The sequence below is a fragment of the Mycobacterium sp. genome (assembly GCF_032159775.1).
Lineage (GTDB): Bacteria > Actinomycetota > Actinomycetes > Mycobacteriales > Mycobacteriaceae > Mycobacterium.
On sequence record NZ_JAVHWK010000056.1, the window covers coordinates 1 to 26,902 of the forward strand.

At 62.7% G+C, this 26,902-nt stretch carries 26 protein-coding genes and 1 tRNA gene; 14 read left to right on the forward strand and 13 right to left on the reverse strand.

Going from position 1 to position 26,902, the window contains the following annotated elements:
- The first annotated feature begins 145 nt into the window (after positions 1–145).
- Positions 146–219 (forward strand) — tRNA-Ile (locus tag QOJ24_RS05870).
- A 16-nt stretch (positions 220–235) separates the two neighbouring features.
- Here the strand turns inward: QOJ24_RS05870 and QOJ24_RS05875 are convergent.
- On the reverse strand, positions 236–454 hold the full coding sequence (locus QOJ24_RS05875; RefSeq protein WP_526260023.1) for a DUF1918 domain-containing protein: 219 nt from the start codon (positions 452–454) through the stop codon (positions 236–238).
- Positions 455–799: 345 nt separating this feature from the next.
- Here QOJ24_RS05875 and QOJ24_RS05880 point away from each other — a divergent pair, with 345 nt between their 5' ends.
- Both QOJ24_RS05880 and QOJ24_RS05885 read left to right on the forward strand, forming a co-directional pair.
- Positions 800–1,708, forward strand: a complete 909-nt coding sequence (locus tag QOJ24_RS05880; protein WP_526260025.1) for an SPFH domain-containing protein — start codon at positions 800–802, stop codon at positions 1,706–1,708.
- Between the two features lie 218 nt (positions 1,709–1,926).
- Entirely contained in the window at positions 1,927–2,394 is a 468-nt protein-coding gene (locus tag QOJ24_RS05885; RefSeq protein ID WP_526260027.1) for a glucose-6-phosphate dehydrogenase, read from the forward strand.
- A gap of 551 nt (positions 2,395–2,945) precedes the next feature.
- Here the strand turns inward: QOJ24_RS05885 and QOJ24_RS05890 are convergent.
- The 4 genes from QOJ24_RS05890 to QOJ24_RS05905 all read right to left on the reverse strand — a co-directional run bounded on the left by QOJ24_RS05890 (position 2,946) and on the right by QOJ24_RS05905 (position 6,489).
- On the reverse strand, positions 2,946–3,776 hold the full coding sequence (locus tag QOJ24_RS05890; protein ID WP_526260028.1) for an HAD family hydrolase: 831 nt from the start codon (positions 3,774–3,776) through the stop codon (positions 2,946–2,948).
- A 224-nt stretch (positions 3,777–4,000) separates the two neighbouring features.
- On the reverse strand, positions 4,001–4,258 hold the full coding sequence (locus tag QOJ24_RS05895; RefSeq protein ID WP_526260030.1) for a hypothetical protein: 258 nt from the start codon (positions 4,256–4,258) through the stop codon (positions 4,001–4,003).
- An 85-nt stretch (positions 4,259–4,343) separates the two neighbouring features.
- Complete coding sequence (locus tag QOJ24_RS05900; protein WP_526260032.1) at positions 4,344–5,885, reverse strand: arylsulfatase; 1,542 nt, start codon at positions 5,883–5,885, stop codon at positions 4,344–4,346.
- Positions 5,886–6,087: 202 nt separating this feature from the next.
- Entirely contained in the window at positions 6,088–6,489 is a 402-nt protein-coding gene (locus tag QOJ24_RS05905; protein ID WP_526260034.1) for a hypothetical protein, read from the reverse strand.
- A 190-nt stretch (positions 6,490–6,679) separates the two neighbouring features.
- Here QOJ24_RS05905 and QOJ24_RS05910 point away from each other — a divergent pair, with 190 nt between their 5' ends.
- The 6 genes from QOJ24_RS05910 to QOJ24_RS05935 all read left to right on the forward strand — a co-directional run bounded on the left by QOJ24_RS05910 (position 6,680) and on the right by QOJ24_RS05935 (position 12,277).
- Positions 6,680–7,054 carry a hemophore-related protein gene (locus QOJ24_RS05910; RefSeq protein ID WP_526260036.1) on the forward strand — a complete coding sequence of 125 codons (375 nt, stop codon included), beginning with the start codon at positions 6,680–6,682 and terminating at the stop codon, positions 7,052–7,054.
- On the forward strand, positions 7,054–7,362 hold the full coding sequence (locus QOJ24_RS05915; protein WP_526260063.1) for a hypothetical protein: 309 nt from the start codon (positions 7,054–7,056) through the stop codon (positions 7,360–7,362). Before QOJ24_RS05910 ends, QOJ24_RS05915 begins: the two co-directional genes overlap by 1 nt.
- Positions 7,363–8,612: 1,250 nt before the next feature.
- Positions 8,613–9,146, forward strand: a complete 534-nt coding sequence (locus tag QOJ24_RS05920) for a hypothetical protein (RefSeq protein WP_526260037.1) — start codon at positions 8,613–8,615, stop codon at positions 9,144–9,146.
- On the forward strand, positions 9,143–9,850 hold the full coding sequence (locus tag QOJ24_RS05925) for a hypothetical protein (RefSeq protein ID WP_526260039.1): 708 nt from the start codon (positions 9,143–9,145) through the stop codon (positions 9,848–9,850). The genes QOJ24_RS05920 and QOJ24_RS05925 overlap by 4 nt, the downstream gene beginning before the upstream one ends.
- 98 nt (positions 9,851–9,948) lie before the next feature.
- Positions 9,949–10,986 carry an SDR family oxidoreductase gene (locus tag QOJ24_RS05930; protein ID WP_526260041.1) on the forward strand — a complete coding sequence of 346 codons (1,038 nt, stop codon included), beginning with the start codon at positions 9,949–9,951 and terminating at the stop codon, positions 10,984–10,986.
- Between the two features lie 487 nt (positions 10,987–11,473).
- Positions 11,474–12,277, forward strand: a complete 804-nt coding sequence (locus QOJ24_RS05935; protein ID WP_526260043.1) for a lysophospholipid acyltransferase family protein — start codon at positions 11,474–11,476, stop codon at positions 12,275–12,277.
- Between the two features lie 13 nt (positions 12,278–12,290).
- Here QOJ24_RS05935 and QOJ24_RS05940 read toward each other — a convergent pair whose 3' ends face one another.
- Positions 12,291–13,724, reverse strand: a complete 1,434-nt coding sequence (locus QOJ24_RS05940) for a WS/DGAT/MGAT family O-acyltransferase (protein WP_526260045.1) — start codon at positions 13,722–13,724, stop codon at positions 12,291–12,293.
- A gap of 218 nt (positions 13,725–13,942) precedes the next feature.
- Positions 13,943–15,034 (reverse strand): alpha/beta hydrolase, encoded by a 1,092-nt coding sequence (locus tag QOJ24_RS05945; RefSeq protein WP_526260065.1) that lies wholly within the window; start codon positions 15,032–15,034, stop codon positions 13,943–13,945.
- Between the two features lie 278 nt (positions 15,035–15,312).
- On the opposite strand from QOJ24_RS05945, the gene QOJ24_RS05950 reads away from it, so the two are divergent.
- Positions 15,313–16,242, forward strand: coding sequence for an SDR family NAD(P)-dependent oxidoreductase (locus tag QOJ24_RS05950; protein WP_526260066.1), 930 nt, complete (start codon positions 15,313–15,315; stop codon positions 16,240–16,242).
- Between the two features lie 367 nt (positions 16,243–16,609).
- Positions 16,610–18,127, forward strand: coding sequence for an adenylate/guanylate cyclase domain-containing protein (locus QOJ24_RS05955; RefSeq protein ID WP_526260047.1), 1,518 nt, complete (start codon positions 16,610–16,612; stop codon positions 18,125–18,127).
- Here QOJ24_RS05955 and QOJ24_RS05960 read toward each other — a convergent pair.
- From QOJ24_RS05960 to QOJ24_RS05970, 3 genes are all read right to left on the reverse strand, one after another.
- Entirely contained in the window at positions 18,114–18,320 is a 207-nt protein-coding gene (locus QOJ24_RS05960) for a LuxR C-terminal-related transcriptional regulator (RefSeq protein ID WP_526260068.1), read from the reverse strand. The genes QOJ24_RS05955 and QOJ24_RS05960 overlap by 14 nt on opposite strands.
- 22 nt (positions 18,321–18,342) lie before the next feature.
- Positions 18,343–19,707, reverse strand: coding sequence for an FAD-dependent oxidoreductase (locus tag QOJ24_RS05965; RefSeq protein ID WP_526260070.1), 1,365 nt, complete (start codon positions 19,705–19,707; stop codon positions 18,343–18,345).
- A gap of 124 nt (positions 19,708–19,831) precedes the next feature.
- The gene (locus tag QOJ24_RS05970) at positions 19,832–20,578 is read right to left on the reverse strand and encodes an alpha/beta fold hydrolase (protein WP_526260049.1); all 747 of its coding nucleotides are present in this window, start codon (positions 20,576–20,578) and stop codon (positions 19,832–19,834) included.
- 122 nt (positions 20,579–20,700) lie between these two features.
- On the opposite strand from QOJ24_RS05970, the gene QOJ24_RS05975 reads away from it, so the two are divergent.
- The gene (locus tag QOJ24_RS05975; RefSeq protein WP_526260051.1) at positions 20,701–21,330 is read left to right on the forward strand and encodes a nitroreductase family protein; all 630 of its coding nucleotides are present in this window, start codon (positions 20,701–20,703) and stop codon (positions 21,328–21,330) included.
- Positions 21,330–21,821: an SRPBCC family protein gene (locus tag QOJ24_RS05980; protein WP_526260053.1), complete on the forward strand. Its 492-nt coding sequence runs from the start codon at positions 21,330–21,332 to the stop codon at positions 21,819–21,821. Before QOJ24_RS05975 ends, QOJ24_RS05980 begins: the two co-directional genes overlap by 1 nt.
- A gap of 15 nt (positions 21,822–21,836) precedes the next feature.
- On the opposite strand, the gene QOJ24_RS05985 is transcribed toward QOJ24_RS05980, so the two are convergent.
- Positions 21,837–23,210 carry an NAD(P)/FAD-dependent oxidoreductase gene (locus QOJ24_RS05985; RefSeq protein WP_526260055.1) on the reverse strand — a complete coding sequence of 458 codons (1,374 nt, stop codon included), beginning with the start codon at positions 23,208–23,210 and terminating at the stop codon, positions 21,837–21,839.
- 130 nt (positions 23,211–23,340) lie between these two features.
- Between QOJ24_RS05985 and QOJ24_RS05990 the strand changes: the two genes are divergently transcribed.
- Positions 23,341–23,811 carry a hypothetical protein gene (locus tag QOJ24_RS05990; protein WP_526260057.1) on the forward strand — a complete coding sequence of 157 codons (471 nt, stop codon included), beginning with the start codon at positions 23,341–23,343 and terminating at the stop codon, positions 23,809–23,811.
- On the opposite strand, the gene QOJ24_RS05995 is transcribed toward QOJ24_RS05990, so the two are convergent.
- Positions 23,808–26,711 carry an MMPL/RND family transporter gene (locus QOJ24_RS05995; RefSeq protein ID WP_526260059.1) on the reverse strand — a complete coding sequence of 968 codons (2,904 nt, stop codon included), beginning with the start codon at positions 26,709–26,711 and terminating at the stop codon, positions 23,808–23,810. The two genes, QOJ24_RS05990 and QOJ24_RS05995, sit on opposite strands and share 4 nt — an antisense overlap.
- The coding region (locus QOJ24_RS06000; protein WP_526260061.1) for an MmpS family transport accessory protein at positions 26,708–26,902 on the reverse strand (195 nt) is incomplete at its 5' end. The genes QOJ24_RS05995 and QOJ24_RS06000, both read right to left, overlap by 4 nt.

Here is a 26,902-nt window from a genome sequence, read left to right on the forward strand (position 1 = left end):
GGCGTTAGCATTTGGGCGTCGGCGACAGATGGGGCCCGTGATGGAGGATTCCAGCCCCACCTGGGCGCTGAGAAGCAGTCGGGGAATCCGAAGAAGTGCTTGTTCGGGCACCGAGGTCGCGCGCTAGAGTCTAAGGCCGTGCATCGGGGCGGTAGCTCAGTTGGTTAGAGCCGCGGACTCATAATCCGTTGGTCGCGGGTTCGAGCCCCGCCCGCCCCACCTTGGAACTGTGCAACTACCGCCCCCGCTTGTCCGACGCTTCCTGTTCCGCGGCCGTGACGACGACCGCGTCCGTGCCGGGAAAAACAGTTGCCACATGGCCGCTGGTGAGCCATCGCACTGTGTATGGCGGCGAGCCATCCGCCGAACGCACCTCGGTGATCTCCCCGCGCTGATCCGATCGCTCAACTGTTGTGCCCTTAATAACCAACCAGTCGCCTACCTTGGCCTTCATCGCCCATTCCTTCCCTTCGCCTCCCTTTCCATCGTCCGCGCACCTGCCACGCCTGGGAATGACATGCCGCGGTTCGATTCATGCGTATTCGTCCATCGTGCTGGAGGTGTGGCGCGCTCGTCGCGGCGGCAGTTGCCAGCTGGCGCCTCTCGAACAGCACATACGCAATTGTGCCGAGGTCAGAGCTCAGAAGGCTCTTCCACTGCCCGAACACGGGCGTTTGCTTGGTCGGGGAGCCGAGCACGGTCACTCGCATTGTCGCAAGGACAGGCGTTTCATCGGTAATAGCAGCCCGAGCCCGCTGACGAGTACCCGCAGCCGAAGCCGGGCAGATTGGAGATAGAAATGATCACCCTCTACGCACTGGCCGCAGCGGTCGGCATCGGTGTGCTCTGGCTCGGAGCGAATATTAAGGTCATCAAGCAGTTCGAACGCGGCGTCGTCTTCCGGTTCGGCCGTGTGCAATCCGGCCTCCGCGGACCGGGACTCACGATGTTGATTCCGATCGCCGATCGCCTCGAAAAAGTGAACATGCAGATCATCACCATGCCCGTGCCTTCCCAGGATGGCATCACCCGCGACAATGTGACCGTCCGTGTGGATGCTGTCATCTACTTCAAGGTCTCGGACCCGGTGCGTGCGGCTGTCGACGTGCAGGACTACGTGTCGGCCATCGGCCAGGTTGCACAGACATCACTGCGCTCGATCATCGGCAAGAGCAATCTGGACGACCTTTTGTCCAACCGTGAGCGTCTCAATCAGGGGTTGGAGTTGATGATCGACAGTCCTGCGCTGGGCTGGGGTGTTCAGATCGATCGCGTCGAAATCAAGGATGTCGTGCTGCCCGATTCGATGAAGCGGTCGATCGCTCGCCAAGCTGAGGCGGAGCGTGAGCGACGGGCTCGGGTCATCACCGCCGAGGGCGAACTTCAGGCGTCCGAAAAGCTGGCCCAAGCAGCCGAGATCATGGCCGAGCACCCAGCCGCCCTGCAATTGCGACTCTTGGAGACCGTCGTTGAGGTCGCCGCAGAGAAGAATTCCACACTGGTACTACCCTTCCCTGTCGAACTGCTCCGATTTCTGGAGCGCGCCACACCGCAAGCGTCCGAGCGCCCTGACAAGGCCATCAGTACGGACGCCGGCGCAGCGTCCAGCGGCGAGACGTTGACGTTGGAACCACCACGGGTTCCCGACGACGCCCGCGGCCTGGAACTTCACACACGCATCGCCGAGACATCCCAGCGAGATCAATAGCGTCCGCGACAAACCGGACAACTACTTGGGCCCCGGATCCGTCTGTATCGCTCCTCGGTTGACCGCACCGACTCGCCAACCGTGGACGCAATGCTCACCCTGCTCACCGCAATTAAGGACATCGACATCAGCGAGGCAGCCGCCATCGCCAAACTCGTGCTCAGCGGACGGTTCGGGCGCACAATTGAGGGTGCGCGTCTGAAACCTAGGGAGCCGCGATGAGCGAGCCACTGTACGACTTTTTCGGTGAGATCTTCCAGCGGTACTTCAGACCCGCGATCGACGCATATCCGCGAATGGGTGGAGCACTAGTCGAAAGGTTGCTCACGCTGACTGATGACGTCCCGGATCGATTGGCACAGACCCAGCGCGCCGCAATGGCATGGGGCAAAGCCGAGTCCCCGAACGCCAAAATCACCTCGGAACTCTTCGTGATCACCCAACACGGACTGATGTATGCCGCCGGGTTCGACGAGTCGCGCCGGGCGCTGTATTACCTCGCCACACCGCCCGCATTGTTCGATCCGTTCGTCGACCAGGTCGACACCGCCGAACTGCGTGAGGGCACGGTAGTCGTGGTGGACAGCCGGTTGGGCCGCGATCTCGCATCCGCGCATCCGATGGACGCCGCGCTGCGCCGGATACTCGATGAGCACCTGGCGTTGCGGGTGGATTTGCCCGCGTAGCTTTTTCTTCTCCGCGGTGGCAACGGCCAAATCTGGTGTCTTGCAGGCGGTATGTGGCGCATCACCTAATCGATTCGCCTGGTCGTGCGGCCGCCGAATACGGGCTCATAAGCCGTTGGTCGCGGGTTCGAGCCCCGCCCGCCCCACTGATCAGCCCCACTGAAGTGGCTTTTTGACATTCCGCGCCCAACTTGGTCCCGCGGCGGTCGCCACTGCGTATTGAAACTGTTGGGGTCCCGCCAGCGGGTCGCCGTGGAGGGGAAGATCTGCTTGCTCACTCGCGCAACCCCGGTAGCAGACAAATTAAGGAAAGGTCGGTTGGCCGGCTGGCGGTCTGCTCTTCATCGATGCCGGCGAACTCCAGGATGTCGACGTCGTTGCTTAAGCTGCCTGCGGGGTGTCCGGCGGCGGCGGGTATGCGTGGAGGTCGTAGTGACGGCTTTGTGTCAGGCCTGCATGAAGAAACAGGAACCGTTCAACGGTGGCAGCGGGCGAGTCGGCGATCGATGCTTCGACCGCGCTGGGTGTGCCGTTGCGTCGCGCATGACTACTTACGGGCCGAACACCGTATTCCAGTCTGCCTTCATGTCGACGACGGTCCAGCCGGCGTGCTTGGCCTCTTGGAGTGCGGTCACCAGCTTGCCGGACGATGACGGATGAGCGTCGTAGGCATACTCACGTACGGCGTCCGTGTGATGGATCAGGACCCCGAGACTCGGGCGCGGGTTGTCGATCGTCGTGTACTCCATCATCGCCTGGTCGCCGTCGCTGTTACCAACGGCGAGGATCGGACGCCGACCGATGAACTCATGGATCCCTTCGGGTTTGCCCGCCTTATCGTCGACGAACACGTAGTCGGCCGTCTTGGTGAGAGACGGCCTGCCGTCGCGGAGTTCGTATTGGACGGTGCCCGTCGAACCGACGACCGGCTCCGGCGGAATCCCGTAGCTCGGCTGAGAGAACACTCGCATGAAATCCGCGCCGCCACCGGAGACGATATAAGTGTGAAATCCATTCGCGCGCAGATAGTTCATCAGTTCGAGCTGAGGAGCATACGTGAGTTGATCGTAGGGGCGGTCGAAGCGCGGATGCCTCGCTTTCACGAGCCACGCGCGCACGGTGTCGTCGAACTCGTTGGTCGTCATACCGGTGTGGGTGAGCGCCAGAACGTGCAGCAGTCCGTCGTGCCCGTTGCCTGCCAGCAAGGTCGGCAGGTCACCGCGAAGCGCCGCCTGAACCATCGGATCGGCCGCGAGTCGCGGACTGTTTGGCGTTCGCTGATTGAGTTCGTCAATCACGAACTGGAGTTGGAACGGCACCGGGTCCTCTGGCCATAGGGTGCCGTCATTGTCGAGCACGGCGATGCGCTCTTCGGCCGGCACGAAGTCCGGCGTACTCGGCGTGGTGACACGGGTTACGAAATCGGTAATCGATGTTTTCGCGGACGTGGCGTTCCACCCCGGCAACGGATCCTTATTCGGTTCGGCTGAATCGGCGGCGCATCGGTCGCAGCGATCAGGACGGCCGTCACCCACATCACAAGGCCACGAACGTTGCAGACTCCTCCACGTTGGTAGCTCCACATTTAGTGTCTGGCCCCGAGCCGTCAGCAGGGGTCGCCGGGAGGCGTGTAGTAGGGCGTGCCCTGCACCGTGTAGCAGGGGACCTCGTTGGGAACGTAGGGATTGTCTTGCGACGCAATGGCTACGGCCGCGGCATCGCCAGCCACGTTAGTGCAGCCACCTACCGCGACATGGCGGCCGCCGGCGGCGGCGCAGACGTCGGCATGAGCCACCGGCGCTAGCGCTGCCGGCGCAAGGGCCATTCCTGTGGCCATCACTAATACTGCAGTCAGTCTCTTCATGTCGGAACCCTTCGTCGATGTGTGATGGCAATGCGACGATCGCAGCGCCGGGAGAAACATTGTGTTGACGGACACGCCGCTCGCGTCAGTTCTTGAGGGTTCCTTCTTGCAACATCGTCAGGGCCTTCTCAACGCTGAATGTGCCGGATGCCTGGCTGGGCGGGTACTGCTTGAAGGTGGCAAGGAATTCGCCGACGATCTGGATGGCCGGAACCATGGTCCATAGCTTCTCGCCCCACCAGCGGCCGTAGAGCATGCCCTCGGTCTGGTATCGCTCCCATGGATCCTGTCTGAGGTTGGTCACCACGGGCACGTTGGTCGAATCTTCCTTGCCGGTAAAGAGATTGCCGACGATGGTCTTGAAATTGAGTTTCCACGAGTTGTAACGAACCGCCATGAGGTCGGCGTTGTCGCTGAAGTAGAAGATCTCGCGGCGTGGCCCTTCGCCGGCGTCGCCCTTGAAGTACGGCGTGAAGTCGTAGCCGTCGAGGTGAACCTTGAACGTCTTCTCGCCAGCGTCGTGCCCCGCGAGCAGCTTGTCCTTGACGTCTGGATCACCGGCTGCGGCCAGAATCGTTGGGAGCCAATCTTCGTGGGCCATGATCTCGTTGACGATGGCGCCGGGCTTGATGACGCCGGGCCACTTGGCCACCATGGGCACCCGAAAGCCGCCCTCGTAGGTGCTGCCCTTCTCGCCCCGGAACGGTTGATTGCCGCCGTCGGGCCAACTGAAGATCTCGGCGCCATTGTCACTGGTGAACAGCACGATGGTGTCATCGGCGATGCCGAGGTCGTCGAGCTTGTCGAGGATCTGCCCGACTTCCCAGTCCAGTTCCATCATTGCGTCGGCGTAGAGGCCGAATCCGCTCTTGCCCTGCCATTTCGGCGCAAGATGGGTCCAGACGTGACACCGGGTCGAGTTGTGCCACAGGAAGAACGGAGTGTCGGCTGCCACGGAGCGGTCGATGAAGTCGAGTGAGCGCCGAACGAGCTCGGGATCAACGTCTTCCATGTTCGTCTGCGCCGCCTCGTCCATGCCGGGGTGTGGCGGCAGCGGACCGCCGTCGGCGATAGTCTGTTTCCCGACCCGTCCCCAGCGTGGATGTTCGGTGGGATCGTCGGTGTCGCTGGCCTGGGTGTCGACTATGTTGCGCGGGCCGAAGCGGTCGTGAAAGCCGTCGACCTTCGGATACTCCGGGTCATAGGGCTCCTCCATGGCGTTCAGGTGGTACAGGATGCCGTAGAACTCGTCGAATCCGTGCACGGTCGGCAGGTACTCGTTGCGGTCACCCAAATGGTTTTTGCCGATCTGCGCCGAGGTATAGCCAAGCGGTTTGAGAAGTTCGGCGATAGTCGGATCCGAGTCTTGGAGTCCCTGCTTGGCAGCGGGCATGCCGACCTTCAATAACCCTGTGCGGAAGGGGGTTTGCCCGGTGATGAAGGCGGCCCGACCTGCCGTGCATGACTGCTGTCCGTAATAGTCGGTGAACAGCGCCCCGTCCCTGGCGATCCTGTCGATGTTGGGCGTGGACCCGCCCATCATGCCGCGATGGTAAGCGCTGAGGTTCCAGGTGCCCACATCGTCGGCCATTATCATGACGATATTCGGTTTCTTCTGAACTGCCATTGGTGTCAACTCTCGTCGTTTCAGATGTCCCCGGCGCGAAACCGACGCTACGCGCCTGATCCGGACAGAGTGCCTGCTTGGTGTTCTTACTCGCAATTAACCTTCCGGCGTATTGCGCGGGGTTAGTGTGTCGGCGCCGGCTCCGAGGTGAAAACGCATATCCCCATTCATATCTCGCACCTATCGTGAGCGCGGCAAGCGGTCATACGGGCCTTCCACGCTTGCGCTCACATGAGGGCGGCCCGCTGTTGGTCGATGGCGCCGCCTTCGTGAGCATCTGATCGGTCGATCCGACGGCACGCAGTCGGGCCAGTGCTCGCTGAACCTGCAAGACGCCGTCGAGGGGCCGCGCCACCCGCTCGCCGGCCAGCATCAATCGGATCTCGCCGAGCTCGAGTGCTAGGGGCGCCACACTCACGACCTCACGGCCCGTGTAGCCGGGCAACATTCGTCGCAGCGCGGCGAGCCCATCGTCGACAAGCTGCTCGAGTGTGCCCGGGTCGTCGATCGCTCCCTCGGAGTCGAGTCCGCTCGGGCCCAGCAGCGCCCGGAGCTCAGCGAGCGCGACGAGCGCACGCTGCCCCAGATCAGGCGAAGCCTCCACGACCGCCAGAGCCTACGCGGTTCGACCTCGGATGCGGTTGCGAACAGGTCGGCGGCAAGTTATCCAGGTCCGGTGCCAACCTCGACCGAAGTCGCTGGTAGAGAAATTGCTACTCGCGATAATTACCACCCTGGGTGTGGTTAGCTTGCGACGCCGATGGTCGTCTGACCATTGAGTGAGGGAGTGCATCATGTGGCTGTCAGGACGTCAACTTCTCGGTGCGGGACTCGGGGTGATCGGTGCCGGCGCAATGCTTTTCGGGGGCACTTCAATTGCCATTGCCGAACCCGCACCCGCCGTACCGCCGCCCAACTGCACCGCGGGTGATCTAGCAGTGGCATCGGGGACAGTCGGAACGGCGATGGGGGACTATTTGTTCAGCCACCCAGACGTCAACGACTTCTTCACCAGCCTGCGTGGGCAGCCCAACGCGGAAATCCACGATCGCGTTTCCACTTACATGGATGCCCACCCGCAAGTCCAGTCGGAGATCAACGGCATACGCCAGCCGCTGACCGACCTGAGAAGCCGCTGCGACCTTGCCGCGTCACCGCTGGGGTCATGATGACATCCAATATCACTCAGTGGAAACGGTCATGGACCGTCGCGACAGCAAGCGCGTTGGCCATCGCTGCCATTCCCGGCGTGATTCTCACCATCCAGCCGAAGGGTACCGCTAACGCCGACGTGTGCGTCAGCGGAGGGCGCCGGGTGCAGGTGAGTGGGTGCGCCAACGTCGCCGACGCCGTCGCGCCCTATGTTCCGCCGCCCGCGTACTACGCCCCGATGCCGTACGACCCACCACCGCCACCGAACGTGACCGGCTGCGTCAGCTACAACGGCAGATGGGTCAACGCCGCCGGATGCAACTAAGGCGGCGACCCGCCGAGCCCATGGCTTTGTATTTGGTACGTCTGAGGACGTCAATGGATCCGAGTGGGCAGCCATGGTAAAGCAGCGTTCCCAATTCGCTTCGCCGGAATCGACCGTATTCATTGGGTCCTCAGGAAACGAGTCAGGCGAGCAAATCTGTTGTTAGACAGGGTAAGACGAGCAGGGGCGGGCATCGCCGCGAGCACCCCACTCATAATCCGTCGGTCGCGGGTTTGAGCCCCGCCCGCCCCACTGCTAAAAGCCTGGTCAGAGGCATTTGTGCTTTCCCATCAGTTGCGGTTGCGCCGCTCACCCCGGCGACCGGGCGGACTGGGCCCGGGGGCAGCGCGCTAGCTAACTGTCGCGGCGAATCCCAACGCGCCGTCGCTCCTTGAGCCTAACGATGCGGTCCTGGGCAACGGCGCTTAATGAGCGCCGCGATGACATTGCCTGCAATGGTCGTTGTGCACGGGGGCGGCTCGCTGCCGATTCGTGGGAGCTGACTGTTCAGGAGATCCACCGGTGGGCACCGGAGTTAACCGTGCTCGCCCCGGACTTGCCGGGACGGAGGAACAAGCCCGGAGATTTGTGGGCGATGACCATCGGCAAATTTGTCGACTCGCTCGTCGGCGATATCGAGAGCGCCCGCGTTGGAGGACATCGATAAGGACATGCTCCTGCGGCGGGATGGTTGGGGCGATCAACCGAAACCACTGTCACGCATCAGCCGAAGACGAAATTTCACACATCAACCGAGGTCGTACACCCTCGGCGGTCGCCGGACCTCCCACAACAGGTACCTGTTTGGTAGGTGGCGGGCTAATAACAGCACCGCCTGCGCACCCCGAGGGGTCCAGCGTGCGGTTGGGACCGCGAAACGATGCCCGTTGACCGGCAACAACATCGGTGCCGCGCGGTTGAATCAGTCATAGCGCACCCACTCTCCCTCGTGTTCACGAGCCGGACCGACTCTAGGGACCTTGACAACGCAGAGCATCAATCGACAACCAAATAATTGGTCTATCCAAGCAAATTCACGATGCCAAGTAATGCTTATCTCCGTGGGATTTACAGCATGATCGAGCGTTTTCGCCACTAACTCTTGAACCAAATATCTGTTCCTGTTATCGTCGTCACGTCTAGGGGAGGGGCGGCTATGGTGTTCCGGCCGGCGGGGAGGCTCAGGACAGCAAGTTGGCTAGTTGAATGCAAGCTGTCACATGCATCCGATGTGCCGAGCGGAGTCTTTTGTGGCTAAACACATCTCAACAACGCAGGATACTGATAACCGGCCGTCAGCAGCGGGAGGCGACGGCGATGATCCCGGCTACCGCCAGCGCAAGCGCGGGATATACGTGCTCGCCGGCGTATGCGTCGCCTTCTTTGTGCTCGTCATCTCCGCCTGTTATATCGCGGCGGTCGGGTATGGGTACGGCACCGGATTTGGCGACGGCAAGGAGTTGCCTGAGCATCTTCCAGTGCTGGGAGGTAACGGCTTTTGGGGTGACCTAGGATTACTCGCCGGTGCTGTCGCCCTCGACCTGCTCATTCTCTTCGTCTGGTATTTCGCTGCGAGCCGGATGGAACAGCCAAGCGTGGACGATCCGGTGGCCCCGGACGACGGCGATGTCGATCTGAGCAACGGGGCGTCCTGGTACGTTGTGCAGGTACCAACCGTAACCAAACTATTGATGGCCGTTGCTATTTCCTGTCTGATCGGCATAGTTATCGGCGCTTCCGCGGTCATTCCGGTCGTCGCCCTACGTTACGGATGGGTCCTATGAGCGACACCAGTGCAGCTGTGTCCTTGACGGAGGGAAAGACACAGCATGTTGTTCCCGAACACGACGGTCCTATCGTCACGGCCTCTGATCGCTGGTTGATCACTGGCGCGGTGCTAGCAGGGAGTCTTCTTTTCAGCCCCATCGGGCTTGTCGTCATCGCGATCGGTTTCGTGAAGACGGCAAGGGCCAAGAAGTCGGGGGAGTTCGTCCGGCCCGGCGCGGTGACGCTGTTCGGGATTTTCGCAATGGTCGACGCCGCCGCGAACTTCGTGGGGTGGTCTCTAGACCTCTGGGCCCACGATGCCCGCATCGTCGAGTGGGCATTCACGGGGTGGGGTCGTCTGGTCGACGCCGGCTACTACCTTGACTACAACAGCCTATGGTCGGGCGGTGCCGCCGCAGCTGGCGAGAAGAGCTGGGAGGTCTTCTGCATCCTGGGCGTATTCCCGGCCAGGCTGGTGGCGGCATACGGCTTCATCAAGCTGAAGCGGTGGGGATATCGATGGATGATCATCACCAGCTGGGCCTACATGATGCTGTGGCTGGGCTACATGGTGAATATGGTCGTGAACTTCCCAGAGCGCTTCGGCTCGAGTGTCTTCGGAGTCACCGGCTGGTGGGTATTTGACATCTGGTACATGACACCGTTTTTGACACTGCCGTGGCTTTACGCATTGGACAGGCGGCGTTGGAGCCGGCACTAGAACTCAAGAACATCGTCGGAAGCAATGCGACAACGAGAGCAGTCAATGAAACCCGAGCGCGACTTAGTCTTTTCGCCGTTCCTGACGAGTGCCGCCAAATGAGTGAACCGCGCACCGCCGTGATCACCGGTGCCTCAAGGGGTCTCGGTATGGCGTCAGCGACGTACCTTTATCAGCGGGGGTGGCGGGTCGTGGCGGCAATGCGTTCGCCGGATACCGGGCTTGAAGCCTTGCGAGCTGCTACCGGCGCAGCTTCCGACGATCCGCGGCTGATCGGTGTGCAACTTGATTTGCTCGATCCGCCGTCCATCGCGGCCGCGGCACAGGCCATAGAAGAACGTGTCGGCGCTCCCCACGTGGTTGTCCACAACGCGGGAATCTCGGCGGCCGGCATGGTCGAGGAAGTGCCGATCGATTTATGGGAGCGAATGTTCGCAACCCATGTCTTTGGCCCGGTGGTGCTGACACAAGCGTTGTTGCCGTCGATGCGGGCGGCGGGTCGTGGCCGAATCGTGTTGATTTCCAGTCAGGGCGGGGTACGCGGATTGCCGGCAATCGCCGCGTATTCGGCGGCCAAGGGAGCATTGGAACGTTGGGGCGAGTCGATGGCCGGCGAGATAGGGCCATTCGGGCTTGGAGTGACCATCCTGGTGACCGGAACGTTCGACACCGACATCATCACCGACGCAGGCACATCCGATTATCGGGATTTCGACGGCCCGTACGCAGCGCACCACACCAACATCGAACGTCGGGGCAAAGCAGCGATGCGCTTGGCATACTCGCCGACGCGCTTCGCGCGTCGGCTGGTCAAGGTGATCGACGACGACCGCTCTCCGTTCGCGCGCCACGCCGTAGGCCCCGATGCACGCACGTTATTAATCTCGAACCGCTTGCTGCCCAGCAAGACGCTGCACAGACTCACTCGAATGGTGATGGGCATCCCGACGCAGACCGTCACCCCGGGTGAGCCGCCTCCCGTGGCACTCGGCTTTCGGACTCGTGTGCTGATCGCCGCAGCCCGTGTCCTGCCTGCACCCGTACTGCAGCGGCTCACGCTGGTTGCTATGAAGTTCGCTCGCTCCGGCGCTACGGACACCACCGTCCCCTCGTCAGAAGACGAGCACCATGGCTGAGACCGCAGAGATTCGGCTCTAGCTGCAATGCTGTTCGACAACAGGCTCTCCGAAGACAAAGTGAACTTCACGAGCGCTACCCGCCGGGCAGCGTGCTCACACGAAAGACCAATAGACCGCCAATCCCGTTGCCGGTGCTGTTCGATGTGAAAACCAGCGGACGCATGACGGAGCTACGCTTCGACGGTACGGGCGCATCTCAACACCGTCTCAGAGGCGATCCTCGGCGGCATCCCCGGCTCGACCAGCTACGGCGCCGCCAACGGGGCGGTGTTCGGGCTGACGCGCAACCTGGCATTGGAGGGGCTGCGCTTAATAGTCGCGTTAATGCCGTTGCGCCGCAGGTATATACCCCGATGACGGCTGCGCACTCGGAGGTACTGGCGCACTATATTTCTCTGCCCGAAGAGGTCATGGACCAGATCAACGCGAGCATGCCGCCGGAGTTGTGTGCACCGGAGGCCAATGATCGGGATGGAGGAGCGACGTGAACGCAGAAGACGACAACTCAGAACCTTTTGGCTGGGACCCAGATGTAACGCGCCAACTCATCAACGCTGCCACACCCATGGCCAAGGGTTGGTTCCGCACCCAGGTGTATGGATTGGAATCGTTTCCCTCGACCGGCGGTGCGCTGGTCGTGTCCAACCACTCGGGCGGCCTATTCACCCCTGATGTCCTCATTCTGGCGTCGGCGTTTTATAACGAGTTCGGCTATGACCGCCCGCTTTACATCCTCGGGCATGATGGGCTGTTTGCTGGGCCGCTCGGTGGCTGGGTGCGCCGTATTGGGCTCATCCCGGCCAACAGAGTAAACGCTGTGAGGGCATTGCAGTCGGGCGGCGTTGTCCTTGTGTTCCCGGGGGGCGTGTACGACGCGTACCGTCCGACGATGAACGCGAATGTCATTGACTTCAAGGGGCGCACCGGATATATCAGGACCGCAATCGATGCTGAAGTGCCGATCGTGCCGACTGTCTCCATCGGTGGGCAACAAAGTCAACTGTTCTTGACACGCGGCACCTGGCTCGCAAAGCGGCTCGGTCTGGGACGCTTTCGATCCGACATCTTGCCCCTGTCGGTGGGTTTCCCGTTCGGGTTCAGCGCTATCCTTCCGCCGAACTTCCCCCTACCGACGCGGATAGTCACACAGATGACCGAACCCGTCGACGTAGCTAATAGGTTCGGCAGAGACCCCGACATCGGTGATGTTGACGCCCATGTCCGATCGGTCATGCAAGCCGCGCTCGATCAACTGGCGCGCGAGCGGCGATTTCCGATCTTGGGGTGACACGTCAGGGAGATTACACCGCGCTGGCGTTGGCCATCGCAGAGTCGACTGGTGTGAGTTTATCGGAAAGTCCTGCCGCAGAACGAATTCGTGAGAAGGCGCGAACCATGGCGTCAGTCGCTTCATGGGTGTCATCGAAACTGCGATCGTCGGCAATGACGGAGATGTTGAACTGGTCCACGTAACTCCAGACTGTGATGTTGATACCGCAGCCAGGGGTGAGAGGTCCCGCCGAGTAAATCTCACTAATCGCAGCGCCGCCAAAATGGCCGCGCTCGCGGGGCCCGGCAACGTTGGAGATCGGAACATTCATGAATCTATTTTGGGAATCGCGTCTCGCGAGCCATCTGAAGGCGGGGGGGCCCGCCATATTCGGCAGGTAAGCCATCAGACGCCCCCATAGCTCCGGACCCATCAACTCGTAGTTTTCTTTCGCGATCGCGGCGGCCACGGAGGTGAGTCGTACCCATTCCAGCGGGTCATCCACATGCACTGGCAGCGATATTGCCATGCCACTCAACTCGTTACCGGTGATTCGGTCAGCTGACTTATCGGTGCTGGCCGGCACCGATGCCACGATTGGTTGGTCCGCTCTGCCGTCGTAGCGGAGCAGCAGCTCGCGCAGGGCTCCCGCCGCCGTTGCTAGGACTATGCCGTTGATGGTCACCCGCAGGCTTGCGCTTGTCTCCTTGACCTGCGCCAGCGACAGCGTCGTGGTGGCGAATGTCCTCACCGGCGACACGACGTGGTTGAGGAATGTTGGTGGAGCGTGCATTAGGCGCGCCAGGTCCGGATGTCGGCCGCGTTCTTGGGTTCGGCGACGTACCCTCGACACACCACCGGCTGTGTCCTTGATGACAGCGGGCAGCCGCGCCAGTTGCCGCAGATGGTCAGAACCTGCCGCCCGCAAAAGGGCTGCCGTCGAAGGTTTCTCACACACCTCGTAATCATCGCGTTCATTGGGTGTTGCACTTGTGAGATCCATCGCCAGGGCCAGCAGATTGGCTGAAGCCACCCCGTCGGCCAAAGCGTGGTGGATTTTCGCGATGACGGCGAAGCGGCGATCGGCCATACCTTCGACGAATTGGAACTCCCACAGCGGACGGCTGCGGTCGAGCGGGCGACTCGCGGACTGCCCGACGACGTCGTCGAGTTCTCGCCGACCGCCTGGGCTCGCCACCGTGACTCGGCGAATGTGATAGTCGAGATCGACATCGCAATTCTGTAGCCACATCGGGCGATGCAGCCGTAGTGGAATGTCAATCAGCTCGTAACGCAACGGGGTTAGCAAATGCAGCCGCTGGCGGACATGCTGGCGAAAATCATCGAAACCATATTCACCGTCATAGTGGTTAGCGTTGATGATCGCGACTTTGATCGTGTGCGCGTGGACGTTTGGCGCCTCGCTGTAGAGCAGCATGGCGTCCATGCCGTTGAGTCGCTTCATACCCGCCCTCGCTTGTCCGGTCTAACGCCGGTCATCGTGGCCCTCCCTGGCATCGACTTCTCGATCGTCGCACTTTTCGCCATCACCGTCGACAATATTTGCGCCATCGGACGGGCCTCAGCACGGGGATTTCTATTAGGTTTTTCATCACTCACTCCGTCGTCAGCCTCTTGCCGGTGCGGCTGAGGAGCGGCACCCATCAGGCGCGCATCGCCATGTCACAGGTAAGACAGATGCGCACGCAACGCGGAGATGATCTCCCCCATCGCGGACGCGCTGGCACCTCCCAGCGGCCAGTTGCTGGCGAAGCCGTGCGTCAGTGACGACATTCGGCGGAGGTCGACGACTACTCCGGCGTCGTGCATCGCCTTGGCATAGGTTTCGCCCTCATCGCGCAGAGGGTCGAATCCGGCGGTGATCACCAGCGCGCGTGGCAGGCCTGACAGATTCTCGGCAAGCACCGGCGACACGAGAGGATCTGTTGGATCCAGTTGCGATGTACCAAGGTAGTGGTCGCGAAACCAGTTCATTGCCGCCTCGGTCACAAAGAATCCATTCGCGAACAGGGCTCGCGAGCGCGTTTCGGCCCGCGCATCGGTCGATGGATAGAGCAACAACTGGAGCGCGGGCGCCACGCCGTCGTCCCGGCCGAGATGCGAAATCACGGCTGACAAGTTGCCGCCAGCGCTGTCGCCGCCGACCGCGACCACACCTGGCCGGGTGCTCATCTTACGGCCGTGCTGCAGCGCCCATCGATACGCGGCGTAGCAGTCCTCCACCCCCGCGGGCGCAGGGTTCTCTGGCGCCAGTCGATAGTCCACCGAAAGTACGTGAATGCCTGCACCGCGGCAGATCACCCGGCACAGGTTGTCCTGGGTATCAAGGTCGCCCATCACCCAGCCACCCCCATGGATGAACATCAACAGCGGGCCGACTTCATCGTTGTCCGGAAAATAATGGCGCGCCGGGATCGAACCTGCCGGGCCGGGAATCGACAGGTCCGCCACCGCTCGAACCTGTACGGGATTCCGATCGATGACCTTGGTCTGTCGCCGCAGTCGCAGCCGGTTGGTCACCGGGTCAGCCCCGGTCAATATGCTCTCTACGCCGGTGAGCCTCTGCCCGGCCAGCATCAATTGCAGCGTGGGATCCAGCGTGTTCCCATCGATGGTGATGGATCGCGTTACCAGCCGCTTGGCACCGTCAGGAATCGCCGCAATCACCCCTAAGCCAAGTCGCATGCCCGTGGCGACGGCCGAATTTCTCGCCCGAATCAACCATGCGCGTCGGGATTTAGCGTGCGACGGCATGTCCGGTTTGTGCGACTTCGAGCCTGATACGGGCGCGGTGGTGCCGTTGTCGGTCACGTCGTTGGAGGTTAACGCAGATAGGCGAATGGAGCAAAGATTTGGTATGACACCAACCCGTCCGGGTGCTCATCCAATGCGTTCACCTCGCGAGAAGTTGCTGCACGACTTGGCTGAGTGGAGGCCGCGACGGCCTGGATCGGCAGACGTCTGACCAAATATCTGTTCCGATGTAGGGTGCGAATCGCGCGACGAAAAATAGCCACTTGAGAGGAGTAATGATGATCGACTTCACTGACCAGGCAGTAGTGGTCACCGGCGCGGGGCGTGGTTTAGGTCGGTTGTATGCGCTGGACCTCGCAAAGCGGGGTGCGTCGGTCATTGTGAACGATCTCGGGGGCAGCATGGCCGGCGAGGGCGCCGATACAACGGTAGCCGATGAGGTCGTCGATGAGATCACTCAAGGCGGCGGCAAGGCCGTGGCCTCGCATGACTCGGTCGACAGCCCTGAGGGCGGTGAGGCGATTGTCCTAGCTGCAATCGAGCACTTTGGACGGTTGGACGCGGTGGTCAGTAACGCCGGGATCTTCAACAGCATCGCCTTCGAGGAAATGACCCCCGACCAGTGGCGGCAGATGCTCAAGGTGCATCTCGATGGCGGGTTTCATCTGAGCCAGCCGGCTTTCAAAATCATGAAAAAGCAGGGCTACGGCAGGTTCGTGTTCATCTCGTCATCAGGCGGAATGTTCGGACAGCATCTTGAGGCACACTATGGCGCCGCGAAGGCTGGCCTGGTTGGGTTGAGCAACGTCATTGCCCTAGAAGGGGCCGAGCACGGCATCCTCTCCAACACCGTGTTGCCCTTCGGATTCTCGCGCATGGTCACCGAGACGGTAGATGCGAAGACACTGGACGAAACAGGACTAAAGGACTTGATATCGCCGGAAAAGGTAGTCCCGATGGTTACCTATCTGGCAAGTCGCGCCTGCGAAACCACCCACCAGAATTACTCCGCCTTGGCGGGCAGATACGGAAGGGTGTTCATCGGTCTCGGCGACGGCTGGATGGCCGAGAAGGACGTCACCGCCACTGCCGACGACATCGCCGAACACTTCGCTCAGGTTTCAGAGACCGAGTCGCACTCCATTCCCGGGTCGATCTACGAAGAGCTCTTCGCCGTGACTGACCGGCTCGGGGTCAAACTTGGCTAGGTAGTCGCGACGGCCTGCGGGCCGTGGCTACCCTCTCCTAGTCGGTAGCTAACAAGCGGTCACGCCGTCTCGCCCCGGCGTCACCCCGGCGGCCAAGGGCGATTTGGAGACGTACCCTGGCCGAACCGCAACACTATCGGGAACGACCGAAACCGCTGTCTTACAGGTGATTTGATGCGCCGGATCGAACAGTTTCGGCTGGGCGTCCGCGGGCTGTCTAGGGACTCATAATTCGTTGGTTGCGGGTTCGAGCCCCGCCCGCCCAACCGATCAGAGGGCCTCTAGGGGCTGGTGGGCCGGTCGCATCGGCCGGCGAGCTGTCCGCGACCGGAGGTCGTTTCGTGTAGCGGGCGTTTAGTGTCGTGCCATGGACCGCATTTGGCAGTGGGCGTGGGATCGGTACGGGCCGAGGTACTCCTGGGCGGTCTATGCGATCAGCTACTTCGCCATGCTGCCGGTGTGGCTCGGTTCGGCGTTTCTCGTTGTTGCATTAGAGGGGTCCGACCGCTTCGTCGATGCGGCCGCCGTCACCGCTGTCGCCGTGCTGGTGCTGGTGTACGTGGCGATTCTCGCCGGCGTAGGCCCAAGCCGCAGTGTGCAGCAGTGGGCGGCAGGCCGCGAGGTTGATCGAGCGATGGCATTGGAGGCCACCTACGCCTGGGCCAGGGGAGCGGTTGGCCGGACGGTATGCGCAGCCGCTGTTTTGATCGCACTTCTCTTGGTCGTTGTCGGTGCGATCGCCGGGGCGACGGGATCGCGGCTGATTCAGTACGGGATTGTCGGCGCCGTCTCAGGCGCTGTCGCCTCGCTGATCGTCATGCACAGTTTCGTGGAGGCAACAATGCGCCCGATCAGGATCGCCATCGCCGGTGACACCGCTATCGGCGACGCCCTGCCCCGCTCCCGACCTACCTTTGCTGCGTGGTCGAACGCTTCCCTGCTGGCGGCTACGTTCTCGTTCGCTGTCCTGGCGGCGCTGCTGGCGGCGGTGTTCCAGGCCAGTGAGGCACCCGTGCTCGCTGTCGTGATCGCGGGCGCCTTGACGCTCAGTTTCGCACCGCTCGTCGTCGGCGCTTCTTTCTCCCCGTCGCTGCGGCCCGTTCGTGATCTTGCTGAAGGAACCAAGCGTGTGGCGGCAGGCGACTACAGCCAACGGCTGCCGGTGGTTCAGGACGATGACCTCGGTGCGCTGGCGGCGTCGTTCAACCGTATGCAAGCGGGTTTGGCTGAGCGGCAACGACTACAAGCGGCGTTCGGTACATACGTCGATCCGGGTCTGGCGGCGCGTCTGCTCGAGCAGGGCGACGACATCTTCACCGGTGAGCGCCGCGAGGTGAGCGTGATGTTCGTGGATATCCGCGACTTCACCCCGTTCGCCGAAGCCAACTCCGCCGAGGACACCGTCGCCCGCCTCAACGCCCTGTTCGAGATCGTGGTGCCTGCGGTTGTCGACGTCGGTGGGCATGTCAACAAGTTCCTCGGCGACGGCGCGCTGGCCGTATTCGGCGCGCCGAACGACCTCGCCGGCCATGCTGACGCCGCGGTGGGCGCTGCCGTTGTGATCGACCGCCTTGTCGCCGAACGATTCGGCGGCGCGCTGCGGGTCGGTATCGGGATCAACACCGGTGTGGTGATTGCCGGAACCATCGGCGGCGCAGGAAAGCTCGAGTTCACCCTGATCGGTGACACCGTCAACGTCGCTGCCCGCGTCGAGCAGCTCACCAAGACCACCGGCGACACGATCCTTCTCACCCACCAGTGCGTCGACGCCCTGGTTACCCGACCGCCCGGACTCACCGAACGGGGATCGCACGCATTGAAGGGCAAGTCAGCCGCCATGCAGGTCTTCGGCCTGGAGCCACGCGCCGACGCTATTCCTGGCTGATCTCAACGGATTTCGCCCGCCACTCGTCGAAGGTGCGTGCCGCGCAACGCGCTACGAACCGCTCCGGTCGCCCAGCCAGCTGTGAGCGCGATTGGATACCGAGTTTTCGGTAGACGCGATACAGCTTGACGTCGACGTTCTTTGACGTGATGAACAGCGCTGCGGCGATATCTCGGTTGCTCTTGTGCCGCAGTGAATTCCCGCCTCAGTGTGAGTCACCGCGACGTTGCGCTCGCCACGGTGGCTGATTGAATGCGTTTGCGGCGGCGCAGGTTGACCTTCGCCGCGCGGATGACGAAGGACGGGTGCAGTAGACGGAGCGGGGGGTCGACCAGGCTGTTGACCCGGAAGAACCGTGTGACGGTGATCGGGTCCGACTCGCAAGCCGTCAGCGCCCAGTCCGCGAACCGGTTCATCAGCAGCGTCGCCGGGCTCCGCCGTCCTTCTACCTCGGGAAAAGCAAGGTCGGCGCCGGCGGCCATCTGCCAGGCCACACCGATTTGCTTCGCGGCGGCGCGGAAGTATCGCCGAGGCAGGTTGTGGTCGCCGCGGCGCAGACAATCGCGAAGGGCGACAGCGTCCAGAGCGGAGACCGTCATTCCTTGGCCATACACGGGGTTGAAGCTGCAGATCGCGTCGCCGACCGCCAGCAAACCATCGGGAAATCGCTTCATCTTGTCGTAGCGTCGCCACTGGCTGGACGGCATGCGGTGACGCGCTATGTCTCCGACAGGTTCAGCCTCCCGCACGGCCGCAAGAATATGGGCGGGGGCGTACGCCTCGGCAAATGAGATCATGCCCGCCCGGTCGGCGGGTGGCTCATTTCCGAGCATCCCGAAGACGGTGAACATCCAGGTGTCGTCCTCATAGCCGCTCAGAAACATCCCCGTCGGCCTGCCCGGCGCGCAGCCGATGATCACCACCATCTCCTGCAGAGCGTCGGAAGGCATGCGCAGCAGTTGGCTCACGTAGGTCGTGTGCATGGTGATGCGGTCCTCGGCCGGCCGCTCGTAGCCAAGGCTCTCGAGCACGGCCGGAGTGTGGGCGCCACGGCCCATCGCGTCGACGACCAGGTCCGCAGTCAGAGTGCGTTCGTCGCCGCTGGCGCGGTTGACCACTCGAGCACCGGTGACGCGGGTCTGATCCGCTGTCGCCGTCACCTCGACCATGTCGTGGCCTTCCAAAACGGTCACGTTCGCGATGGCGCGCAGCCGCCGCCGCACGTGGTACTCGAGAAACGGTCGGCTCGAAAGAACCATCGCCGTTGATTCGGGATCCGGCACCGTGCCGTGTCGGATCAGGGTGTGTCCGCCGAAGGAGAAATAGCCTTTAGCAAGGTCACCATCGCCTGAAACGGGCGCGCCCGCGGCAGCGAGTTCATCGAGAAATCCGGGGAACAGCTCGTCGAGGATCTGTGCGCCGCGCCTGAGTAGGGCATGGACGTGGCGGCCCTGAGGCACTCCCCGCCGGTTCGCCGGGTCGTCGGGCAACGCATCGCGCTCGACAACCGTGACGTTCTGATAGAAATCGGCCAGAACGCGCGCGGTTACCAGGCCGCCCATGCTCGCTCCAAGTACCACAGCATGCTCACCGAGCTTCGGCAACGAGTCCCCCTACCCCACGGCAACACTTCAGCGTGATCATCCACTATCTGCGTCTACGGATGGACGGTTCCGCAGCTATCACACCGAAGAAGTTGTGGCGCTAGGTGACTGAGTCCCAGAATTGGGACAGCACGGCCGCGGCGCGCGGCGGGTCCTGCACCATCCACCAGTGGCCCAAACCGTCCAGCACCTCGGTGCGGGCGCCAGCACGCTGGGCGGCCCGGCGGCGGATCTCGTCCGAGCCGACGTAGTGATCCTCGGAGGCGAGAATGGACAATCCCGGTCGCGCAGCAGCTTTTTCCAACTCCTGGCCCGCTTCAGCCATGGCGGGCTGCGCTGCCGAACGGTAGAGCGCCAAGATCGCCCGCCCCATCTCGGGGCCCTGGCCCGCAGCCATTTTCGCGGCGACCTGGGGTGTCAGGCCGAGCCCGACCAATTGTTCGGCCCGATCCTGCAACGTACCGGCCATCATCGTCTCGACCAGCGCTTCGCCGTCCCCAGGCGTCTGCCACACCTGAGCCAGGTCGTGCCAGACGTAGGCCGGGTCGAACACCCCGATGAGGTCGCTGGCCCAGCTTCGCACCAGCGCCGGGCGATGCATCACCGCATTGACCACGTGGCCGCCACCCCAGTCGTGCCCGACTAGGTCGACCGGATCGTCGAACTTCGTGAGCTCATCTTCCAGCCAGTCCCGGTAATGCAGGTAGGTGGCCGGCCAACCGTCCGGCAGGGGCGCACCGAAACCCGGCGGGGAAAGCCGCACCACGTCGTCGCGACCGAGGACCTCGACGACCGGGTCCCACACCGCGTCTGTCTCCGGGTTGCCATGCACCAGCACCACCGTCATAAGCGACATCCTGGCATGAGTGGGTTGCGGAAACGCGTAAGCACTCACCGTAGCCTTGCCGCGACGTCGCCAAAGATATAAAAATGGCGTGATAGGCCGGTCTGGAGATAGGACGGGATGCCGTGGATATCTCAGCGGTCGACGAGGTGCTTTCGACAACGAGGGCGGTTCGGCGCCGACTCGACCTCAGGCGTCCCGTCGAACGGGAAGTCATCGTCGAGTGCTTGCGCCTGGCGATTCAGGCGCCGACGGCAAGCAACGAACAGAACTGGCGCTGGATGGTCGTCACCGATCCCGACAAGCGGGCGGCTATCGCCGACATCTACCGGGGATGCGGCGAGGATTACCTGGCGCACGCGGCCCGCACGACATCCGATCCGCAGACCAGAAAGGTCTACGAGAGCGCGCATGCGCTCAGCCAGACCCTGGCTCAGGTACCGGTGCATGTGATCCCTTGTGTCGAAGGCCGGTTCGATGGAAACCAGTTGGTCGTAGCGGCGTCGGCGTGGGCGTCGATCATCCCGGCCGCGTGGAGCTTCATGCTGGCACTGCGAGCGCGCGGACTCGGATCGGTGTGGACGACGCTGCACCTCGTCAAGGCCGACGAGGTCGCCGAATTGCTCGGCATACCAAGCAATGTCACGCAGGCCGCGTTGTTGCCGGTGGCCTACACGATCGGCACCGACTTCAAACCTGCGCGCCGCCCACCGGTGCAGACCGTCACCTCGTGGAACACCTGGGGAGCTCACTGATGCGGTCTTTCACGGCGACTTTCGCGGTTGATGCCCCAGTGCGCAAGGTCTGGCGAGTCCTTCACCCGCCGCCACCGCCAGACGCGACGTTGCCACGCATCATCGAGTACCCGGCAGGCCGGATCGAGATTCTCACCGAAGGCGACGAAGCCGGCCAGGGCCTGGTGCGGACCTGCGTCTTCGACGTGCCTCGCTACCTGTTGTCGGGCGGGAAGGCCAGATCGTGGGAAACGGTCACCGAGGCCCGCATTAATGAACTCTCTCGGTATGTGGCCATCAGCAAGCCGCTCTGGTCTCGCGCCGAGGGGTACCACCGCCTCGAGGAACGACCGGACGGCACGACCCTGCTGACGTTCCATGAGACCTATCACGCGTACAGCCCGATATCGCGTGTCCTCTTCGAACGCCGTGTTCACGAGAAGATTTCGGCCGACAACATGGCCACCTACAAGCATGCGCTGAGCTTCGCCGGCACTACGAAAAGGTTGTAGCGCCGCCCCCAGGCTTCAAGGCGTAGGGATGTCCTTCGTCGAATTACCCTTTGCCTCAAGCATGTTGGGGTGTGCGAACTTCAGCCAGGTGTAAGGGTGCTCGGGGGAGGTGGTGCTACCGAGAGCGAATGTCCGGTCGGTGCGTCGGGCGAGCGCGATCGACCCCAGCCAGGTGGCGAGGGTGCTGAAGCGGTTCCGCAGACCGGTCAGGAAAGCGATGTGGATGAGTCCCCAGCCCAGCCACCCGAAGAACCCGGCGAGCTTGATCGGGCCGGCCTGAAGCAGCGCGTGTCCGCGGCTGATGTACGCAGCGGAGCCCAGATCGCGGTACCGGTAACGCGGACGAGGCTTGCCTGCGAGATCGTGACGAACGCAGGCGGCCGCGTGCAGTCCGCCCTGCATGGCGTTCTCGGCCACTCCCGGCAGGTTGTCGCGGCCGACGAGGTCGCCGATGACGAAGATCTCCGGGTGGCCGGGCACCGACAGGTCGGCGTCCACCGCGATGCGTCCGGCATGGTCGGACTTGGCCTCGAGCACCTCTGCGAGACGCCGCGCAAAGGGGACGGCTTCAACGCCTGCCGTCCAGAGGACGGTCCGTGCCGCGAAGTTCTCCGGCGGCCCGCCCGCTTTGGGCGTGACGGTCACGCCGTCGTATCGTACGTCGGTGACGTGCACCCCCATGTGCTGTTCGACCCCAAGGTGGTTCAGAATTTTGGTGGCTTTGCCGGTCAGGGCCGGCGCGAAGCTGCCAAGCACGCAGCTTCCGCCGTCGAACAGCAGGACTCGTGCGTCTTGCGGTTCGATGCTGTGGAATTCGTTGGCCAGGGCTCTGGTCGCCAGTTCGCGGATCTGCCCGGCCAACTCGACGCCGGTGGGTCCGCCGCCGGCGATGGCGAAGGTGAGCCATGCGGCGCGCTCCGGTCCAGGGGGCAGGGTTTCGGCCATCTCGAAGGCGCCGAACAGCCTGCGGCGGACGCTCAATGCGTCGTCGAGCGTCTTCATCCCTGGTGCCCACTGCGCGAATTCCTCATGGCCCAAGTAGGACTGGCGCATTCCGACGGCGACGATCAGCACGTGATAGTGGAGCGTGAAGGTGGACTCGTCGGGCCGGCGAGCGGTGACCAGGCGCGCGTCCGCGTCGATGTCGATCGCCTCGCCGAGCAGAGTGCTGACGTTGTGATGACGCGCGAGCTCCTCGCGCAGTGAGCGGCTGATCTGCCCCATGCTCAGTGTTCCCGTGGCGCACTGATACAGCAGCGGCTGGAACACGTGGCAAGCGGCGCGGTCCAGCAGCGTCACCTCGACATCGACGCCTCCGAGCCTGCGCGCGCAGAACAACCCGCCAAAGCCGCCCCCGACTATCAACACCTTCGTTTGGCCGTTACCCATCACGCACCGCCTTCAGTTCCGCGACCAGCTCATCACGGTGTGCCCGCCTCTGTCTGCGCTCTGAGCAACGCGCCTTCCCAGGTTCTTGGGGTAACGTCGCGAGAGTTTCAGGTAGCAAAAGGAGCGACGCGTGAATCTCGGTCCGTGGGGTGATCTCACAATACTTGCCGCAGTGATGGAAATGGTCTTCGCCACTTGCGTATTCGTCTACATCAGCCGGTTGGAGCGTCGGACATCCCACCCCCTGGGTGAACAGGTGGGCGCCCACAAAGCGGTGCTGGCCAAGCTCCGCAAGCGCGAACCGATGTCGCAAGACGAAGTGGACTATGCGACCGAACTGGTTGACGACGCCCGCTCACCGCTCGCCTATGCAATACCTGCGGCGCTGTTCACCATCGGCTTCTTCTACGTGGTCGGCTGTCTCTTCGTGCTGCACATCCATGGCGGCCACCCGTCCTTCCGAACGTTCATCGGCGGCATCCCGATGCTGACGTCGATGAACATGGCGGCTCAGCTCCGCAGGGTCGCGCGATTGAAGGGCAAGCTGCCGACCGCTTCGGTGCCGTCCTCCGGGCCATCCGACCAGCTCGCCACGGCCTAGTGGCGCGGCGGCAGTTCGGCCGTATCCGCTGAATCCTCGTCCTCCCACAGCGGTAGTTGGCGCTGTTTCGCGTCGCTTGACGCAAATGCCTGGGGGACAGGACGTTGCCGCACATTCAGCGGCCACCAGAACCAGCGCCCGAGCAGCGCTGCGAGGGACGGTGTCATGAACGATCGCACGATCAGCGTGTCGAACAACAGTCCCAGTGCGATCGTCGTTCCGATCTGACCGAGAATCCTCAAGTCGGCGAACACGAAAGACGCCATCGTCGCCGCGAACACCAGACCGGCGGCGGTCACCACGGCGCCGGAACCGGCCATCGCCCTGATGATCCCGGTGTTCAAGCCGGCGCCGATCTCCTCCCTGAACCGAGAGATCAGCAGCAGGTTGTAGTCCGACCCGACCGCCAACAGCAGGATGACCGCGAGCGCCAAGACGATCCAGTACAGCGGGACGCCGAGCAGGTCCTCCCAGATCAGCACCGAAAGCCCGAACGAGGCACCCAACGACACGGCCACCGTGCCCACGATGACGACCGCGGCGACGATGCTTCGGGTGATGAACATCATGACGAGCAGAATCAAGCTGAGCGCGGCGATCGCGGCGATCAGGAGATCGTATTCGGCGCCGTCCTGGATGTCCTTGTAGGTGGCCGCAGTGCCTGCGATGTAGATCTTGGAACCCGCAAGGGGGGTGCCTTTGACGGCCTCCTGTGCGGCGTGTCTGATGGGATCGATATGCGAAATGCCTTCGGGCGTCGCGGGAATGCCTTCGTGGGTGATGATCATGCGCGCCGCTTTGCCGTCCGGCGAGAGAAACAGCTTCAGTCCGCGCTGGAATTCGGGGTTGGTGAATGCCTCCGGCGGCAAGTAGAACGAGTCGTCGGTCTTCGACGCATCGTAGGACTGGCCCAGGATGGTGGAATTCTGCAACGCGGCTTCGGTCTGGTCGTTGATGCCTGACGTGGTTGCGTAGTTCGTCAGGGTCAGGTCGCGGTTCGTCTCCTGGCTCGCGATCTGGGGCGGAATCAGCGCGAGCAGCTTGGGCTGTAATTCATCCAACTTGTCGATGCTTCCCGAGACACTGGCAAGTTGGTCGGTCAGCGCGTCGATGCCGTCAAGCGCGTCGAACAATGACCGCAGCGCGGCGCAGGCCGGGATGTCGAAACAGTGTGGCTCCCAGTAGAAGTAGTTCCGCAACGGCCGGAAGAAGTCGTCGAAGTTGGCGATCTTGTCGCGCAGGTCGTTGGCCACGGCGACCGTCTGCTGGAATGCCTTGGTCTGTTCGTCGGTGGCGGCGCTGGACTGCTGTTGCAGCGCATATTGTTGTCGCAGAACGTCAATCGAGTTGTTGATCACGTCGACCTGCTTGAGCAGGTCGCTGCCGCGGGCCTGCTGGAACGGCAGGTTGTTGATCTGAGACGCGCTGCCCGCGCTGATCTGGAACGGTATCGACGTGTGATCAAGTGGCGTGCCAAGCGGTCGGGTAATCGACTGCACCTGAGCGATGCCGTCGGTGTGGAACACCGCCTTGGCAACGCGCTCAAGCAGAATCATGTCAGTCGAATTTCGCAGATCGTGGTCTGCTTCGACCATGAGCAGTTCGGGATTGAGCCGTGCCTCCGAAAAGTGGCGCTCGGCGGCCGCGTAGCCGACATTCGCAGGCGCACTGGCCGGCATGAAGGGACGGGCGTCGTAGCTCGTCTTGTATGCCGGCAGGGCGATCAGGCCGATCGCCGCAATGGCGACCGTCACCAGCAGGATGGGGACGGGCCAGCGGACGATGGCTGTCCCGATGCGCCGCCAGCCCTGGGTGCGCATCGGCCGGTTGGGTTCGAACAGACCGAAATGGCGACCGATGACCAGAAGGGCGGGCGCGAGGGTCAACGCCGCCACCACGGCAACAAGGACGCCGATGCCGGCGGGAACGCCGAGGCTGTTGAAATACGGCAGCCGGGTGAAGGTCAAACAGAGCACGGCGCCGGCAATCGTCAGGCCCGAACCCAAAATGATGTGCGAGGTTCCGTGGTACATCGTGTTGAACGCCGAGACGCGATCCTGCCCCTCGTAGCGCGCTTCGTGGAAACGCCCCAGGATGAAGATCGCATAATCGGTGCCCGCGGCGATGACCAGAAGCGTCAGCAGGTTGGTCGAATACGTCGACAGCTCGATGATGCCCGCGTTCGCGAGTACGGCCACGACGCCACGCGACGCGGTCAATTCGATCATCACCGTGAAAATCACCAGAAACACCGTGGTCAGACGGCGGTAAAGCGAAAACAGCATTATTGCGATCACCCCGAGGGTGATCAAGGTGGTCTTAAGGGTGCCGTGGCGACCGACCTCGAACTGATCGGTGACCAGCGGAGCGGCGCCGGTGACATAGGCCTTGAGGCCGGGCGGCGGCGGTGTGTCGTTGACGATGTCGCGCACCGAATCGACGGACTCGTTGGCCAACGACTCACCCTGGTTGCCGGCGAGGTACAGCTGCACCAGCGCCGCCTTGCCGTCGTTGCTCTGTGAGCCCGCCGCCGTCAGAGGGTCACCCCAGAAGTCCTGAATGTGCTCTACGTGCTTGGTGTCCTTGGCGAGCTTTGCGATCAGACCGTCGTAGTAGTGGTGGGCCTCGGCGCCGAGCGGCTGGTCGCCCTCCAGGACGATCATCGCCGAACTGTCGGAGTCGAACTCGCCGAAGACCTTGCCGATCCGCTTACTGGCCTGCAGCGACGGTGAATCCTGGGGGCTCAACGACACGTTGTGCGCCTCGGCGACGGTCTCCAGCTGTGGCACGAAGACGTTCGTCAGCACCGCAAGGCCCAGCCAGAACAGCGCGATGAGCACCGAGTAGCGCCTGATTCCGTCGGGAACCGAACGTCGCCGCGAGATGGTGTGGTGGCTCATCCCGATTTGTCCAGGCAGTAGGTGTAGGCGTTCAAGGTGTTCACCGTTCTCTCGTCCTTGACCGCGTCGTCGATCTTGATTCGGCAGCCGATGGAGTCACTGTCGCCCTGGGCGGAGACGTTGACGAAGACGGCCGGTTGGGTGGTGGTGGTGTCGTAGGCCCACGGCAGCGTCGTGTTGTCGACGCGCTG

Excerpts from the sequence above, each read along its gene's own strand:
- QOJ24_RS05940 (WP_526260045.1), bottom strand. The coding sequence starts at position 13,724 with ATGAAGCGACTCAACGGCATGGACGCCATGCTGCTCTACAGCGAGGCG.
- QOJ24_RS05950 (WP_526260066.1), top strand. The coding sequence starts at position 15,313 with ATGATCGACTTCACTGACCAGGCAGTAGTGGTCACCGGCGCGGGGCGT.
- QOJ24_RS05885 (WP_526260027.1), top strand. The coding sequence starts at position 1,927 with ATGAGCGAGCCACTGTACGACTTTTTCGGTGAGATCTTCCAGCGGTAC.
- QOJ24_RS05945 (WP_526260065.1), bottom strand. The coding sequence starts at position 15,034 with ATGCCGTCGCACGCTAAATCCCGACGCGCATGGTTGATTCGGGCGAGA.
- QOJ24_RS05880 (WP_526260025.1), top strand. The coding sequence starts at position 800 with ATGATCACCCTCTACGCACTGGCCGCAGCGGTCGGCATCGGTGTGCTC.
- QOJ24_RS05955 (WP_526260047.1), top strand. The coding sequence starts at position 16,610 with ATGGACCGCATTTGGCAGTGGGCGTGGGATCGGTACGGGCCGAGGTAC.
- QOJ24_RS05875 (WP_526260023.1), bottom strand. The coding sequence starts at position 454 with ATGAAGGCCAAGGTAGGCGACTGGTTGGTTATTAAGGGCACAACAGTT.
- QOJ24_RS05910 (WP_526260036.1), top strand. The coding sequence starts at position 6,680 with ATGTGGCTGTCAGGACGTCAACTTCTCGGTGCGGGACTCGGGGTGATC.
- QOJ24_RS05930 (WP_526260041.1), top strand. The coding sequence starts at position 9,949 with ATGAGTGAACCGCGCACCGCCGTGATCACCGGTGCCTCAAGGGGTCTC.
- QOJ24_RS05915 (WP_526260063.1), top strand. The coding sequence starts at position 7,054 with ATGACATCCAATATCACTCAGTGGAAACGGTCATGGACCGTCGCGACA.
- QOJ24_RS05985 (WP_526260055.1), bottom strand. The coding sequence starts at position 23,210 with ATGGGTAACGGCCAAACGAAGGTGTTGATAGTCGGGGGCGGCTTTGGC.
- QOJ24_RS05980 (WP_526260053.1), top strand. The coding sequence starts at position 21,330 with ATGCGGTCTTTCACGGCGACTTTCGCGGTTGATGCCCCAGTGCGCAAG.
- QOJ24_RS05970 (WP_526260049.1), bottom strand. The coding sequence starts at position 20,578 with ATGACGGTGGTGCTGGTGCATGGCAACCCGGAGACAGACGCGGTGTGG.
- QOJ24_RS05995 (WP_526260059.1), bottom strand. The coding sequence starts at position 26,711 with ATGAGCCACCACACCATCTCGCGGCGACGTTCGGTTCCCGACGGAATC.
- QOJ24_RS05925 (WP_526260039.1), top strand. The coding sequence starts at position 9,143 with ATGAGCGACACCAGTGCAGCTGTGTCCTTGACGGAGGGAAAGACACAG.
- QOJ24_RS05895 (WP_526260030.1), bottom strand. The coding sequence starts at position 4,258 with ATGAAGAGACTGACTGCAGTATTAGTGATGGCCACAGGAATGGCCCTT.
- QOJ24_RS05900 (WP_526260032.1), bottom strand. The coding sequence starts at position 5,885 with ATGGCAGTTCAGAAGAAACCGAATATCGTCATGATAATGGCCGACGAT.